Source organism: Amedibacillus sp. YH-ame6, assembly GCF_053848845.1.
In genome coordinates this window covers 21,430-37,155 of record NZ_JBSPEZ010000017.1, presented here as the reverse complement: position 1 = coordinate 37,155, position 15,726 = coordinate 21,430, and the positions used below count along the sequence as shown (strand labels likewise).

17 protein-coding genes are annotated in these 15,726 nt (G+C 35.1%); 4 read left to right on the top strand and 13 right to left on the bottom strand.

The window, feature by feature from the left end; translation table 11 throughout:
- Positions 1–117 precede the first annotated feature (117 nt).
- The 3 genes from ACWG0P_RS11340 (at position 118) to ACWG0P_RS11330 (ending at position 6,178) form a co-directional block, all read left to right on the top strand.
- Positions 118–2,733 (top strand): transglycosylase domain-containing protein, encoded by a 2,616-nt coding sequence (locus tag ACWG0P_RS11340; protein ID WP_455801812.1) that lies wholly within the window; start codon positions 118–120, stop codon positions 2,731–2,733.
- 86 nt (positions 2,734–2,819) lie between these two features.
- Positions 2,820–3,419 (top strand): Holliday junction resolvase RecU, encoded by a 600-nt coding sequence (gene recU / locus ACWG0P_RS11335; protein WP_455801811.1) that lies wholly within the window; start codon positions 2,820–2,822, stop codon positions 3,417–3,419.
- On the top strand, positions 3,416–6,178 hold the full coding sequence (locus ACWG0P_RS11330; protein WP_455801810.1) for a transglycosylase domain-containing protein: 2,763 nt from the start codon (positions 3,416–3,418) through the stop codon (positions 6,176–6,178). The genes recU and ACWG0P_RS11330 overlap by 4 nt, the downstream gene beginning before the upstream one ends.
- Before the next feature lie 13 nt (positions 6,179–6,191).
- Here ACWG0P_RS11330 and nth read toward each other — a convergent pair whose 3' ends face one another.
- The 8 genes from nth to ACWG0P_RS11290 form a co-directional block, all read right to left on the bottom strand.
- Positions 6,192–6,851 carry an endonuclease III gene (nth, locus tag ACWG0P_RS11325; protein ID WP_455801834.1) on the bottom strand — a complete coding sequence of 220 codons (660 nt, stop codon included), beginning with the start codon at positions 6,849–6,851 and terminating at the stop codon, positions 6,192–6,194.
- Positions 6,851–7,387 (bottom strand): DnaD domain-containing protein, encoded by a 537-nt coding sequence (locus ACWG0P_RS11320; RefSeq protein ID WP_455801809.1) that lies wholly within the window; start codon positions 7,385–7,387, stop codon positions 6,851–6,853. The genes nth and ACWG0P_RS11320 overlap by 1 nt, the downstream gene beginning before the upstream one ends.
- Positions 7,387–7,845 (bottom strand): hypothetical protein, encoded by a 459-nt coding sequence (locus ACWG0P_RS11315; protein ID WP_455801808.1) that lies wholly within the window; start codon positions 7,843–7,845, stop codon positions 7,387–7,389. The genes ACWG0P_RS11320 and ACWG0P_RS11315 overlap by 1 nt, the downstream gene beginning before the upstream one ends.
- Before the next feature lie 115 nt (positions 7,846–7,960).
- Positions 7,961–8,824 carry a MerR family transcriptional regulator gene (locus tag ACWG0P_RS11310; RefSeq protein WP_455801807.1) on the bottom strand — a complete coding sequence of 288 codons (864 nt, stop codon included), beginning with the start codon at positions 8,822–8,824 and terminating at the stop codon, positions 7,961–7,963.
- Positions 8,825–8,834: 10 nt separating this feature from the next.
- The gene (locus ACWG0P_RS11305) at positions 8,835–9,572 is read right to left on the bottom strand and encodes an ABC transporter permease (protein ID WP_455801806.1); all 738 of its coding nucleotides are present in this window, start codon (positions 9,570–9,572) and stop codon (positions 8,835–8,837) included.
- Positions 9,569–10,291 (bottom strand): ABC transporter ATP-binding protein, encoded by a 723-nt coding sequence (locus ACWG0P_RS11300; RefSeq protein WP_455801805.1) that lies wholly within the window; start codon positions 10,289–10,291, stop codon positions 9,569–9,571. The genes ACWG0P_RS11305 and ACWG0P_RS11300 overlap by 4 nt, the downstream gene beginning before the upstream one ends.
- Before the next feature lie 423 nt (positions 10,292–10,714).
- Positions 10,715–11,461 (bottom strand): DNA/RNA nuclease SfsA, encoded by a 747-nt coding sequence (locus ACWG0P_RS11295; RefSeq protein WP_455801804.1) that lies wholly within the window; start codon positions 11,459–11,461, stop codon positions 10,715–10,717.
- Complete coding sequence (locus ACWG0P_RS11290) at positions 11,461–11,925, bottom strand: pyridoxamine 5'-phosphate oxidase family protein (RefSeq protein ID WP_455801803.1); 465 nt, start codon at positions 11,923–11,925, stop codon at positions 11,461–11,463. The genes ACWG0P_RS11295 and ACWG0P_RS11290 overlap by 1 nt, the downstream gene beginning before the upstream one ends.
- Before the next feature lie 154 nt (positions 11,926–12,079).
- Between ACWG0P_RS11290 and ACWG0P_RS11285 the strand changes: the two genes are divergently transcribed.
- The gene (locus ACWG0P_RS11285) at positions 12,080–12,634 is read left to right on the top strand and encodes a TetR/AcrR family transcriptional regulator (protein ID WP_455801802.1); all 555 of its coding nucleotides are present in this window, start codon (positions 12,080–12,082) and stop codon (positions 12,632–12,634) included.
- A gap of 41 nt (positions 12,635–12,675) precedes the next feature.
- On the opposite strand, the gene ACWG0P_RS11280 is transcribed toward ACWG0P_RS11285, so the two are convergent.
- From ACWG0P_RS11280 to ACWG0P_RS11260, 5 genes are read right to left on the bottom strand one after another with little or no spacing between them, the layout of a single operon-like run.
- Positions 12,676–13,359 (bottom strand): 5'-methylthioadenosine/adenosylhomocysteine nucleosidase, encoded by a 684-nt coding sequence (locus ACWG0P_RS11280; protein ID WP_455801801.1) that lies wholly within the window; start codon positions 13,357–13,359, stop codon positions 12,676–12,678.
- Entirely contained in the window at positions 13,356–14,066 is a 711-nt protein-coding gene (locus tag ACWG0P_RS11275; protein WP_455801800.1) for a class I SAM-dependent DNA methyltransferase, read from the bottom strand. The genes ACWG0P_RS11280 and ACWG0P_RS11275 overlap by 4 nt, the downstream gene beginning before the upstream one ends.
- Positions 14,063–14,401 carry a ribosome silencing factor gene (gene rsfS, locus ACWG0P_RS11270; RefSeq protein WP_455791094.1) on the bottom strand — a complete coding sequence of 113 codons (339 nt, stop codon included), beginning with the start codon at positions 14,399–14,401 and terminating at the stop codon, positions 14,063–14,065. The genes ACWG0P_RS11275 and rsfS overlap by 4 nt, the downstream gene beginning before the upstream one ends.
- Before the next feature lie 6 nt (positions 14,402–14,407).
- On the bottom strand, positions 14,408–15,439 hold the full coding sequence (gene nadD / locus ACWG0P_RS11265) for a nicotinate (nicotinamide) nucleotide adenylyltransferase (RefSeq protein ID WP_455801799.1): 1,032 nt from the start codon (positions 15,437–15,439) through the stop codon (positions 14,408–14,410).
- Between the two features lies 1 nt (position 15,440).
- Entirely contained in the window at positions 15,441–15,725 is a 285-nt protein-coding gene (locus tag ACWG0P_RS11260; protein ID WP_455791091.1) for a YhbY family RNA-binding protein, read from the bottom strand.
- Position 15,726 lies beyond the last annotated feature (1 nt).

Sequence of the window (15,726 nt, the reverse complement as noted above, 5' to 3'; positions counted from 1 at the left end):
TCAAACGATTTTCTTAATCTTATGGAAATCGTTTGTAAAATTCTTTAAACTAGATTATGATTAACAAGAGAAAAAATAGATTCTCAAAAACGTATAATAAAGTATAAGGAGGAAATTATGGCAAACAAGAAAATGAATGCAGCAAATCCAAAAAGAAAACCTAAAAAGAATATATTTCATCGTATTCTAATCGTTATGATAGCAGGTATATTATTATTTGGTGTATCTGGATTCTTCATGTTATCTACCATTGTTGGTAAGGTAATATTTGATGATCCAAGTGCCAAAATTAAAAATGAAGAACCATCTCCCGTTTATGCAAGTGATGGCGTTACTAAAATCGGAGAATTTGGTGGAGTGAGTAGAGAAAATGTCACCTACAATCAAATACCGCAATCCGTTATTGATGCATTTTTATCCATTGAAGATTCTCGTTATTACAAACACAATGGATTTGACTTACCTCGTTTCATATCCTCTGCTTTGACAAATTTACGTTCTGGTAGTTTTGCTCAAGGTGGTTCTACTTTAACGATGCAATTGATTGATAACACACAAAATGCAAAAGTAGAAGATAAAAGTGGAACCTTAAGTGATACAAAAGAATTAAACCCAATTGAAAAAGTGGAACAAAAAATCCAAGAGATTTATTTGTCTATGAAACTGGAAACAGATTGGACAAAAGAAGAAATTCTAACGAAGTATTTGAATGAGATTAACTTTGGATCTAGTTCTCGTGGTATTCAAAAAGGTGCGCAATATTATTTTAATAAGGATGTATCCCAGTTAAATCTATCGGAAAGTGCATTCCTTGCAGGTGTCATCAACGCGCCAAATTACTTCAACCCATACAATGGTGGAGATTATTACACACGTGCTATCAATCGTCGTAATAAAACACTAGATATGATGGAATATCATGGATTTATAACGAGTAGCGAGTGTGCTCTTGCGAAAAGTACAGAACTCGCCTTTCAAATGAAAGATGGTTCGACTACAACCGGAAATGATAAATATAAAAATGCATTATATGAAATACAACAAGAAGTGTCACGTACAACAAAGAAAGACCCTGCCACTACTCCTATGGCAATTTATACATCCATTGATGTAACTATACAAGATAGTGCAAATGCTTTATCTGCAGGAGAAGGCAGCAATTTACCAGATAATAAATATTATCAAATGGGAACCACGTTACTAAATAATTCCAATGGAGAAATTGTTGCAGTTATCGGAGGTAGAAGCGACACTGAAACAAGTGCTTCTGATTTCAAAAATCGCTTCAATGACGCATTCCAAATCGGTTCTACATCAAAACCAATTTTAGATTATGTGAAAGCATTTGACGATTTGGGTTGGTGTACATCCCGTGTAATGTCTGATAAAGAAAAATTCAAAGTAGATAGCAATTTAAGTATTGGAAATGCAAGTGGTCAGTTCAACGGAGATGTTAGCCTTGAAAAAGCCATAGCAATGTCTTTGAATACCATCGCTTTACAAACAATGCAAGCCTACATTGAGGAAAAAGGTGATTCCTCTATGATTTCTTATTTAAAAGATTTAGGTTTGAGTGATACAACTGCAGAAGCATTTAATATTCTATATGGTATTGGTGGTTCTACATTACAGTTCTCCCCTACTCAACTTGCGGCAGCTTATGCAGCACTTGGAAATGGTGGATATTATATCGAACCCCATATGGTACGTAAGGTGGTACTAAAAGATACTGGTACAACAATAGAAACAAAAGCAGAAAAGAAACAAGTGGTTTCTGAAGCCGCAGCGTTTATGATTTCCGATCTTCTTTATAAATCTGTAAACGGAAAATATAAGGGTGAAAACCTAATGGGATCCCTTGGATTTGGTGCTTATCCAGTCTATGGAAAGACAGGAACAACAAACTATGATTCCGATTATGCGATTGCGGAATATCAAGGTCTGATGAAAGATGAATGGATGGTCAACTATACAAGTGAATATACGGTTGCGACATGGACAGGATTTGACAATGCCATTGCAGGTGCAAATACAAAGATCAATGATTATCTCTTCAATAATGTGAACGGTTATATCAACAAGAAATTATTGGATACAGCAACAACCGATAACGTCAAGAAAATAGCGAAACCAAGTGGTGTTAGTGAGTATGGTGGCGGGTATATCAAAACGGAATATCTAAAAGATGCAGCAAAGATTAATCCTAAAACTGAAATTAATACCAATATCGATACGGATCCGTTAAAAGAATTGATTGATTCCGCAAACAAGATGAACAAAAACGATTATACAGAAGAAAGCTACCAAGCATTACAGGATGCAATTAAAGAAGCTAAGAAAGTCTTAGATAATGAAGATGCTACACAAGAAGAAGTAAGCAAAGCCCTTTCTGCTTTACAAAATGCAATCAACGCATTAGTCAAAAAAGAAGCTGATGTAGACTTCACTAAACTAAAAGAACTGATTAACACTTCACAAACGTATATCGATTATACAAAATATAACGCTGATAAAGTAAAAGCTTTAGAAGCTGCTATTAGCGCTGGAATCACAGTAAGTTCTAATGATAAATCTACACAAGCAGAAATTGATGCTGCCATTGTAGCAATCAATACAGCCGTCGATGATTGTGTTAAAAATCCAATCAACAATAATGGTGGAAATACAGGTGGAGACAGCGAGAATCCTGGTACAGAAACTCCAACAACTCCTCCAGTAACCCCGACTCCATAAAGAGAAGCAGCCCGCAAGGTCTGCTTCTCTTTTTGCATTTTTGTCAGAAAAGTGGAAATCATTGCAAAAATTGTATATAATAATACATGGTGATAAATGTGATAGGATATCCTAACAGAAAAACAGTAATTGCAAACACCGTATCCAATACAAATGAATACGCTGGAAGAGGTATGTCTTTAGAACATGACCTTAATAGTAGTAATACGTTTTATATGGAAACAGAGCGTGCTCTCATCCACAAAAAGCCTACTCCAATACAAGTAGTAACCGTGGATTATCCAGCACGAAATGCCGCTAAAATTACGGAAGCCTATTATAAAGTTCCTTCTACTACCGATTATAATGGAATATATCGTGGACGAGCAATCGATTTTGAAGCAAAGGAAACGAAATCAAAAACATCCTTTCCCTTCAAAAGCATTCATCCCCATCAGATAACACATTTAAAACGTGTTCTTAAGCATAAAGGTATAGGGTTCTTTATCATTCGCTTTATAACATACGATGAAACGTATTTAGTGGATGCTAATATTCTAATCACATTGTATGAAAATGGGAATAAAAAATCGATTTCATATACTCATGTGAAAGAGGTTGGATTATTGATACAGCAGGGTTTGTCGCCAAGGCTTCGTTATTTGGATAATGTGGATGACCTGTATTTCAAGGAGGAAGAAAGATGAATTTAAAAGAGAAAATAACCAGAGAGAAGACTGGTGATAAAAAAGAAAAGAAAACAACAAAAAAAGGAAAAAAAGCAAAGACAAAACGTAGTATATTAGATCGTGTTGTCATCGTCTTTCTTGCTTTTGCTTTATTAGTTGGAGTGGGTGGAATATCTTTAATTGGATATATCATTGCCACAACCAATGCGAGCGATTTAGTTGGCCAAATGTCAAACGATGAACCTTCTAGTTTTCTTGACCAAAACAAAGAAGAATACGGCGAACTTGGTTTGGAAAGTAGAGAGAATGTCTCCTATGAACAAATACCTGGTGTCGTGGTAGATGCATTTTTAGCAATCGAAGATTCACGGTTCTTTTCCCATAATGGATTTGACCTTCCCCGCTTTATGTCCTCAGCACTTACAAACCTTAAAACAGGAAGCTTTGCACAAGGTGGATCCACTCTTACCATGCAAGCAATCGACAACTTCTTTATGAAAAAAGAAGAGGATAAGATGCGAGAAAATGGAGAACACTTTAATTCTGTTGAAAAAGTAGAACGTAAACTACAAGAAATATATATGAGTATGCGTTTAGAATCACAAACTTCAAAAACTTGGATCATGGAAAGTTATTTGAATCGAATCAACTTCGGTGATCAAGCTCGAGGAATTGAAAAAGGTGCGCAATACTTCTTTGGTAAAAGCGTAGAAGAATTAAATTTATCTGAAGCTGCTTATTTGGCAGGTTGTATCAATGCTCCAAATACATACAATCCGTACAATGGATATGACGCAAAAACGAAAGTAAACTACTATGCAGCTGCAGCACAACGCCGCGACGAAACTCTTGCTATGATGTTGCGTCATGGGTTCATTACACAAGAAGAACATGATTTAGCAAAATCGACAAAATTAGCTTTACAGGTTGTTGGAAAAGATAATGGAACTGAAGATCCATTCAAGAAGTATATGGATGCAGCAGCCCAAGAGGTTTATCAATATACTGGCAAAAAATATGACCCTGCAACAACTCCAATGATAGTGTATACCAACTTGAATAGAGAAGCTCAACTAGCCGCAAATGAAATTGCAGATGGAAAAGTTGTAGATTTATATGATGACTACTTGCAAATAGGGTTTTCTGTCATAAATGCTAAAACAGGTGGAATAGAAGCATTCTGTCCTGGAAGAAGCGACTATGTTGAAGAATTCTATCGTAATCGTAGTAACCTTGTAGAACGTCTGCCTGGTTCTAGCATCAAACCATTGATTGATTATGCATACGCGCTTGATTACACTGGATTTTGTACTTCTCGTGTCTTTAATGATAAACCTATGGATTTAGATGGTACCCCTGTACGAAACTCTGATCAACAATTCTATGGTAAAGTATCTATGGAACGTACGATTGCACAATCTTTAAATACATCGGCAGTACAAACATTAAAAGCTTCCATTGATATGAATGGGATCGAACATATGCAAGATTATTTAAGAAAACTTGGGTTTGAAGAAAGAGATGTGGAAGCCTTTAACCTTCGTTATTCTCTAGGTGGTTCTATTTCTACCTCACCACAACAGATGGCAGCGGCATATGCTGCACTTGCCAATGGTGGTACTTACAATGAACCCCGTTTAGTAACACGCATTGAATTCAAAGATGGAAAAACACCAGCTATTGATTTCGAGAAAAAACAAACACAACCATTATCTCCACAAGCAGCCTATATGATGAGTGATTTATTATATAAAGCGGTCAATGGAGAACATAAAGGTTGGAACTTAATGGGACGTTTAGGCTTTGGAGCTTACCCTGTATATGGAAAAACAGGTACAAGTGACTGGGCAAGTGATGGTTTACAATATGGAATACCAGAAACAGCCATGAAGGATGAGTGGATGATCAATTATACAAGTGAGTATGTTATTGCCACATGGACAGGATATGATTCACAATACCAAGAACTTGGTTATTATCCAAGCACAGATTTACTCTTCAAAAATATTCCTGGTTGGATTAACAAATACATGTTAGATAAAATTAGTAAAAATCCTCAGTTTATTACAAACCCTGGAGGAATCAGTAGTTATGGTGGCGGTATGATCAAAGATGAATGGCTACGTGATGCAGCAAAAAATAACCCTATGACAATTCAAAATTCCAAATCTGCAATGGATGGTTTACAAGCATTATATGATAAGGTCAAAGATCTTGCTGCTGATGGATACACTGCTGATAGTTATGCAAAATTAAAATCAATCCTTGAAAAGGTAAAAAAATTACTTGATAAAGATCTTGCAGATGACGAAGACATAAAGAATGCAATGAGTGAATTACAAGGTGCATACGATGCACTTGTACCAAATGTTAACAAAAACACCTTGATTGATGCTATCAATCATGCCGCTAGTTTAAATGCTAGTCTTTATACACCTGAAAGTTATAACCATTTAAAGAGTGTCGTAGACAATGCAAAAGGAACCCTTAACAAAGAGAAAGTAACACAAGCAGAACTCGATGCAAAAATTGCGGAAATTCAAAATGCAATTAACGCTTTGGTGACGCCAGCACCTGTTGTTGATAAAACCGATTTAAGCAACACCATTGCAACAGCAACGGCAAAACTTAATTCCATCACTCCAGATAATCCAAATTACGCTCCACTTAAAGCCGCCATTGATGCAGCAACAGCAACGCTGAACAATGCGAACGCAACACAAGCAGATGTAAATGCACAAGCAGCTGCTTTGAAAAATGCAATGAACGCATTCTAACAAAAAGCCAAGTCTATCTAGACTCGGCTTTTTTCTTGCTATTTTTATAACTATCCAATGCATTCTTTTTACAAAAAGAAACAAATGGACATTGTGAACAATTTGGATTTTTTGCAGTACAAAAGTACCTTCCAAAGAAGATAAATAGATGATGTGCTCTATTCCACCTCTCACGCTTTATCTTACGCTTCAACTTAACCTCTACAACTTCTACACTATCCGATACCTTTGCAAGCCCTAAACGCTTAGAAATGCGGTCTACATGTGTATCCACTGCAATCGCAGGTATATCAAAACATACACTCTGTACAACATTTGCTGTTTTTGGCCCTACTCCTGCTAAAGATGTTAATTCCTTATGCTTACTAGGAACTTCCCCATTGAAATGTTCCAATAACGATATACTTAAATTTTGAATCGACTTTGCTTTGTTACGATACAACCCAATCCTACGTATACAATTTTCAATATCTGAAAGATTCGCTTCCGACATTGCCTGTGGTGTAGGAAAGCGTTCAAACAAACCAGGCGTCACTTTATTTACTGCTTCATCTGTGGTTTGTGCAGATAGGACCACAGCCACTAACAATTCAAATGGATTTCTATGCAACAATTCGCAATGAGCATTTGGGTACATTTCCTCAAGGATATCCAGTATCTCATCAGTTGTCATCATCGTTTACCTTCTTCATAATCCTCAGCGGTTAGATTCTTCTTCTTCCATTCCACCAGAATTCTTTCGATATAATCAAAACTTTTATGATCATATGTCAATGCTTCACGAAGAGCATACCCAATCATCTTTTGATCATATGCATTCAACCAATCAGCTAAACGTTGTACTTCAATTTGAGACAACGTTCTTCCAAATTCAGTCTCAAACAAATCAAACAAAGAATAGTCAAACGAAGAAGACTTCTTACGATCATCCTCAAATATTCCATCAATGTCAAAATGAATGTGTCCGTTTTGGTATTCAATTTGCAAATACCCTTTCGCGCTCAACTGGGTCAATATCTCATCAATGCTATCTCCATCAACTTTTAATTTCTGTGCAAGAATTCCATGTCGTATTGCTATTTTATGTTCATTCATAAAATCAATCAATAATACACACATAACTTCATTACTATTTAAACTTAACTCTTCCAAATGATCCAATATCCAACTTCTACGATCGACCCATTTTTCTTTCCACCATTTTTCCATTATACATCACCCTCTTTTAAATAATATACTTCTTTTAAGGTATCATAATCAAGCAGGATGCTACCAACATCACTTTGAATGACATAGACTGGATTATCATAACCATATCCTAATGTTACCTCAACTTCTTTTGCTCCATATGTACTTTGCGCAACTTGTTTTGCTTCTTCTATCTTCAGGGTATTTTTCTTGCGATTCACAATCGTCTTTCCCTTCACATTGAACCATACGATTGTTTTTGTATCTTCACCAACATATGTAGTATAATAAAACACATGACGATTCATATTCTTTATATTTTTATATTTTTCTTGTATACGTGCCATTTCATCATCAATTTGACCTTCGTATTTTCTAGCAGGACCACTGATAAATAAAGAAATTTCCACAATGATTACCCCACATAAAATCACAATCAATACGCTTGTTATTCCAATGGACTTCCAATTTAACTTCATCGTATCACTCCTACTCAATGTTCTTATTATACATGATTTCTAATCGTTTGTCTTTACTCCTTGGCAAAGAAAAGCAATGTTTTTTACATCCCTTCAAAAGAAAAAGCGTAGGCTTCTACGCTCCTTCAAAATCATCCATTGTTTTCATCTTACGTACTGGAAATTGTATTTCTGTAAGCCAATCTTTTTCATCCTCTTGATTCCAAACTCCATCGATATAAGATTCCCTTTGATATCCACAAATCTCATATCCACTTTCCTCTATAAATCGAACAACTGCAGCATATGCTTTAGGCAAACCTTGATAAGAGCCTTTATGAAGTACACAAGCTGCTAGTTCTACTTCCTCAAGTTCTTCGAAATACAGTTCTCCTTGATTCTCTTTAACACTTGTAACTTCTTCACATATTTGTGCATTGATATTCGATTCACGATATTCTCCATCAAAATATATAGTGAAACAATAGCCTGGATTCAAACATTCACAACCTGCTTTTTCCATCAATGCCCCCATATCCGGCATCTTATAAAACAATTCTTCATAACTGTTCAAATGAAGTTTCATATATGCAATGCTAACCCTTGGCAAAGATTTCATCACAACATGATAATTGCTTTTTACATAATCCGACATTAAATAACTTTCAATACCCGCAATCTTCTTCGTTATATTCGATAATTCTACTAGTAATTCTTGTTTCTTACGACTCAACAATTGTTCTTCTGACTTCCCTTGAAAAACGAGTTGTATTTCTTCGATAGAAAAATTCATATCACGCAATGCCAAGATTTTATGTAAGATTGGCATCTGTGAAGAAGAATAATACCGATATCCATTTATTTCATCTACCTTTTCAGCCTTTAGTAACCCAATATCATCATAATAACGAAGTGTCTTAATACTCACACGATTCATTTGGGCAAACATCCCAATTTTATAAAGTTTCAACTCTTCTTTTTTACAAATTATATTTTCCATCATAAATCACCTATTCCCATTTAAATGATACTACAGAAAGGATAACACCCACAACTGTAAATATAAGTAAGATTCCTACAGATAACCACAGTTGTTCAAGATTCCCTAACGACACTTCTTTTAACAACTTAATTCCGTGTGTGAGTGGCAATACACTAGCAACGTTTTGTAAAGCCTTAGGAAAGAGTTCAAATGGAATGGTAGCTCCAGATAAAAACACCATCGGAAAATATACAAAGGTAGTTACTACATTCGCAATTTTCACTGTCTTACAAAGACTAGCAATCATCATCCCCAATGCAAACATAGAACACATGACCAATATATACGCACCTATAAACACAAAGACATTCCCTAGCATTTCATACTGAAACCCAAACACTGCGCATAGGCTCACAAGAATTGCGGATAGTATCGCAATTACAACACATATAATAACTTGTACAAGCAAAATGCGTAATGGACTTGCTGGTGTAACAAAGAAATGCTTCAGTATCTTCTTATCACGTAAATCCGCAACGGTAAGAGGCAATCCCATAAACGCAGTCGCACATATCCCTACCGTTAATAAAGATGCAAACGCACTCTGCATAAAGGTAATCTTAGAGTTTCCTACAAAACAATCTCCACCAATCACCGCAATCAACAATAAGATTCCAATGGGCATCCCTACACCAAAAATCAACCCATCTGGACAACGCAGCGCAACTTTCGTCTCAATCTTCAACATCGTCATAAAACTTTTCATTTGTTTTCCTCCTTTTTTGTATACCATAAGTAAGCATCTTCCAAATTTTCATATGGACTATGCTCAACGATTTCTTGTACACTTCCCCCCACCACTTTTTTACCATCTCTCAAAATAAGTACACGATCACATAAATTCTCCACTTCTTCCATGTAATGGGATGTCAAAAAAATGGTCATTCCCTTTTCTTTTAAATCGTGTAAAACCTGCCATACTTCCCTTCTTACGGCCACATCCAATCCTGTCGTAAGTTCATCTAAGAATATCATTTCTGGATTTGACAATAAGGCAACTACCACCGCTAAACGTTGTCGCTCCCCTCCGGACAATGCGTCTACTTTTTGATTTTCAAAGCTTGCTAAATGAAACTTTTCTAATAAAGTTTCATACTTCATAGCGTTTTTATACAACGATGCCATTTCTTCACATACCTCTTTTACCTTTATATTGTTTGGATAGTGTGAATTCTGTAGTTGTACACCAACGCGTTCAAACAAGACTTTTCTTTCCTTCCTTGGATCCATCCCCAACAAGCTACAACTTCCTTCTTCCATCTTTGTAAGTCCTAACAAACAATCTATGGTTGTACTCTTACCTGCTCCATTATGACCTAATAAACCAAACACCTCTCCTTTATGTACTTCAAAACTAAGAGAATCCACAACCTTTCTTCCTCCATACACCTTCGTAATATCTTTTGCGACAATACATTGTTCCATGATAAATACCTCCTTACAAAAGTATGTTAAATCCTCCTGTAAGAGGAGAGTCAAGAAGAAAACAAATATTTGTATAAAAGTACACAAAGCAAAACCACCAAAACATAAAAAAGAATACCTCATCAATCTAAACCGTGTGGAAGGGTTGCATTATGCTTACAACAACAAAGATATACTATCATCCATAAGAAAAAAATTTTCTTAACCACATCTATGAAAGCCTAATCAGAATAAGACAAAACCTTAGTGAAAATGCGATTGATCTATTTATCATGCAAAAGCAAATCACATCATTATTTGCCTTTTTTTAACAGATAATAAAAACGACTAAGTACAATCATCTGCAACTTAGTCGTTTTTGGAGATTTATGAAAGAAAACACATGAAAGAATCACTAATCAATCTTGATAATAACTACATTATTCATCCATTAACAGGATTTTTTGTTGTCGTATTTTCATACATGCATAATGTGACACCCTTTGGCGTAAATCGAAACTGTATATCCCAAGTTTCTATTCCTTTATTTTTAGCAACATTCATAGCATATCTTACTTCTTCATAATGAGTGCTTTTTTGATGCTTTTTCTTCTGTGTAACTTCATATTGATAAACCGTTAGTAAAATGCCTCGTTTATGATTTTCAAGCGAGCCAGCAAGTTCATTGATATGTTTTGTAAACCTTTCCGTAGATGAAAATGGTGTTATCGCTTTAACCTTTATATGCTTTCCGTATTTAACATGTAACGTAGTAAGTGGAGTCTTAACCTCGATATATGTAAATCCTGCGAAAAAATCTAATTTGGAAGTCCCCAATTTCACTTCTCTACTTATATCCGAAAATTCAGAAATCATCTTATCTAGTTCGTGCTGACGTAAAAAATGCTCAACTAGCTTATTTGATAAAATTTGATTTATACCAATCCAATTTTTTTCATTTTTATCTATTTCATCACAAGAAATTGCTTCAACAGTATAAGGTAATTTTCTTTTCTTGTCTTTACTCACAGAAATTAGACAAGCTATATTCTTAGTATCAATATCTCCAATTCGACCAGTAGTAGGGCAATGACATTTTATTAGTTTCCCATCTAATAAAACGTACATCGTAAAACGACTACTTCTTTTTAGAATCAATCCTTCTTGCAATGGTTCGTTAAAAAGATACATTATTTTCCCTCTGGTTTATCTATCCATTTACCACTGATATGTGAATAGTTAATTTCGAATGTAGATATACTTTCTAGTGCGTACGGAATACCAGTTTTTGCGTCTCTCCATGCCAATTCTGGAACGAATTTTTCAACTATCTTTTCTAAAATAAACTGACGTTTATTTACTACTTCTGTTGCATTTCCAAATATTATGACGCTTTTAGCCTTTACTCCATTTTCAGTTTCTACCACTGTAAAACTGATCTTTGAATTTTTTCTGATTGCTTCCACCTTATGTCCATTCTCTAAGCTACAATGAAAAAACAATGAATCTTTTATCATAACATAATGGATTGGTAGTCCGTATGGATAACCATCTTCTCCAAATAAAGAAAGAATACCAAATTTTTGATTTTTCAAAATCTCTAATGATTGTTCTGTACTCAATGACCTGTCTTGACGTCTTAATTCACGAAACATTCTTTTTTCCTCCATTTCATTATTAAACTTGACCTTTATAAATGTTTTGAAATATAATAAAGAAACAAGTGTTGCTTAATTTTAGCAAATAAAATTATGCATATCAAGAAGCTAGCGCTTAACTGCAACAAAGAAGGGAGATGTGTTGCTTTACATGAGAAGAAAAGATACCACTACCGAAATGATGAAGTCTTATATTGTAGAAGCTCTTTTTCAATTATTAAACACAAAGAAATTTGATGCGTTGTCAATAAGTCACATTACAGAAAGAGCAGGTGTGAATCGGTCTACTTACTATCGTAATTTTTCATCTAAAGTCGCTATAATTCATTATTTTTTCGAAAAATTAATGATAGAATATGAAGAAATTTATCAGAATAAAAACATCTTTACTTTAGAGGAGTATCTTTCCTCGATTTTTGATTGTTTCTACACCCATAAAAGTGAACTATTAATACTTTATAAAAACAATTTAACCTATCCACTATTAGAAGTTTTTCATAAATACTTTAATTATGAAAACACAGATGAAAGTGTATCACTTACTGAAAGATATAAACTAGCGTATCATGTAGGTGGTATTTACAATCATTTATTATTTTGGTTTTATAGAGATATGCAAGAAACACCATCAGAAATGGTGAAATTATCTTCAGAAACACTAAACAATGGATTCCAACCTAATTTGAACATAGAAAAACGACAATAAATATAACGAATCCGTAAAAAAAAGACACGTATGAACGTATCTTATAAAGCACTTAACTTCATGAACTCACGAGTGAAATCTGCACTTCTTTTAGAAGCTTGTTTTGCATATTCACAAAAGTCCATATGAGAGTTTTCTTTATGGGTGATATCCGATAAAGAACGCAATACAACAAATGGGACTTGATAATGAGCGCATACTTGCGCAATTGCTCCAGCTTCCATTTCAGCGCATATTGCTTCAGGAAAGTTTTCCGCTAATTTATCTAATTGATCTACGCGTGCAATAAATTGATCACCACTCGCAACCAATCCACGATGAACAGTGACGCCCAAGGCATGCAGGGAACGTTCACATACATCTGCTACATCTTTATCCGCTGTAAAACGTAGTCCAATGCCCTCTTTGCCATCTACTGGACTTGTATCAAAGTCATGTTGTACAACATCATCACTAATAACAGCGTCCAAAATATTTTGTGTAGGGTTAAGTCCACCAGCAGTACCAATGTTCACAACACGATCAATAGAGAAGCGTTCCAATAGGATAGTTGTGGACATACTTGCATTCACTTTACCAACACCACTTTTCATCACAAGAAGTGGACGTTCATGTATTGTCCCCTTAAAGAATGAAACTCCAGATTTTTCGATTTGTTCTACATTACTCATAATAGAAGTAATCGCTTCTACTTCTATATCCATAGCTGCAATGATTGCGATCATTTGCTTACCTCTTTTCTACATATGAAGAATTGTTTTTCTCCAGTACAAATTCCAGGTTGTTTGAAATCTGTAAAGATTGCCACATCAAATCCTTGTTTCTCTAACAATTCTTTAATATACACTGGATCATATACTCTTTGTATATGTTGTTCCAAAGTCATGGTGCCATCACTATGATAAAAGGCAAAGTTTTGATAAATACGATCTTCTTCACTCATGATGGTCCACTGTACATCACAATCTCCCATATGCCCAACTTCGTTATATTCTTCTTCGAATTCTTCCAAACGATCTAAAGAATGCATATCCATGATAAAGATTCCTTCATCCTGTAAATGATCCCACACATCTTGAAACAATTGTTCTACTTGTTGCTCTTTTAATACATAGTTAAAACTATCGCACAAACAAAGAATGCCATTGTATTGGCTTTCCACATTAAAGTGACACATGTCCATGACAGACCAGTTCACCAACTCACTGTGCTCTTTTTCTTGTGCTACTTGAATCATATCCGCAGATAAATCACTGGCATCTACTTGATATCCTTCTTTTGCTAGTGCAATGGTGATTTCTCCACTTCCACAAGCAAGTTCTAGTATACGTCCACTTGTTACATAGCGTTTAATAAGTGATAACCAATCTGCAGTTGCCTCATCATCTTTTACTAAAGCATCATAGAAATGGGCTAACTCTTGATACATCATAAAGTAAAGTCCACACTAGGAAGATCTGCATATAACTTCTCTAGTTGGAAATGTTCACGTTCTTCTTGTAAGAAGACATGTACGATAATTGTATCAATATCTACCAATACCCAACGAGATTCACTGTTCCCTTCCATGGAACGAATATCATATCCATGTTCACGAACACGATCTTTGATATTTTGCGCAATTGCGTGTACTTGACGAATATTCGATGCACTACAAATAATAGAATCATCGATGAATGGATTGATGGAACGAAAGTCAAATTTAAGGACATGTTCCCCTTTCTTTTCATCGATTGCTTTTTGTACAATATTTAATAAATCACTCATGTATAATTACTCCTTTATAATTCCTTCTTTTTTCAGATAGGTTTGTTGTTCTTGTTTTACTACTGTAAATCCCTCTTTTAAACATTTCATACTTATTTCAATTTGTTTACTGGAATCATACCCACGGCTTGGATCTAACTTATCTGCGATATATAAGATACGATCGTAATCTGTACGATTACGTCCTTTCACATGATGATAAATTGCTTCACAAATACGGCGGTCATCCATATAAAAATGTTTGCGTATATAATCCGCACCAATATAGCCATGCCAAATGGAACTTGCTTCTTCCATGTTTTGTGGAAGATGTGTTTTCATCCAAATACTCGCTTGCGCTAGTGGTAGTTGTTTACAAACATCATGTGCAATTCCCATAAGATACGCAACGCGTGTATCTAGTTGATGAGCTTTCGCTAATTGTACACATAAGTTTGCGACTGAAACACTGTGTACATATCGCTTTTCATTCATTTTATCTTGGATCATATCTTCTATATATAAACCTTTTTTTCCAATATATCGTAAGACACTTTTAGGGATTCTATATAGTTGATGTCCTGCACGTAGTTGGGTACTAGAAACCCTTACCAAATCCATGGGAACACGTGTTAACCCTTGTGGAAGTGTGTACTTCTCTTCTATCCTAGAAAAGACAAAGAAAGGAATTCTTTTCTTCAATTCTTCACTATCTTTCCATGCATCAAAGTGTTGTCCTTGATCATCTCCAATCAACCAACAAAAAGTATGCATAGGATATCGTCTTTGTAGTTCTTTTACCGTACGTATTGTATACGAACGATCTTCCCATTCATTTTCTAGCGTACATAAGCGCATATGACGGTATGGCTGAATAGCAAGTTTCACCATCATTGCTCGATCTTGAAAACTTGCACATTGTCCTTCTTTTAGAGGTGTTTCTTTTGTAGGCATAAACCAAACCTCATCAATAGAAAGCTTTTTTAGCGCTGTTTTCGCTATTTGTAAATGCCCTACATGAATCGGATCAAAACTTCCTCCTAATACCGCAATTCGCATATTACAACTCCAATTTGTTCTTTTTACTCTTACGATACAACACAAAAGTTCTACCGATAATTTGTACAATTTCACTATGTGTTGCAGCACTTACTTCGATTGCTGCCTCATTTGCACTAATACCACATGTTTTTAATAAAGAAACCTTTACTAGTTCATGAGCTTCTAAGGAATCAGAAATAGTTTTCACTAAATTTTCTGATAATGCATCCTTACCCATTTGAAATAATGCATTTCTTGTTTGCGCAATTCCGCGCAAATAACTCTTTTGTTTTCCTGTTAACATC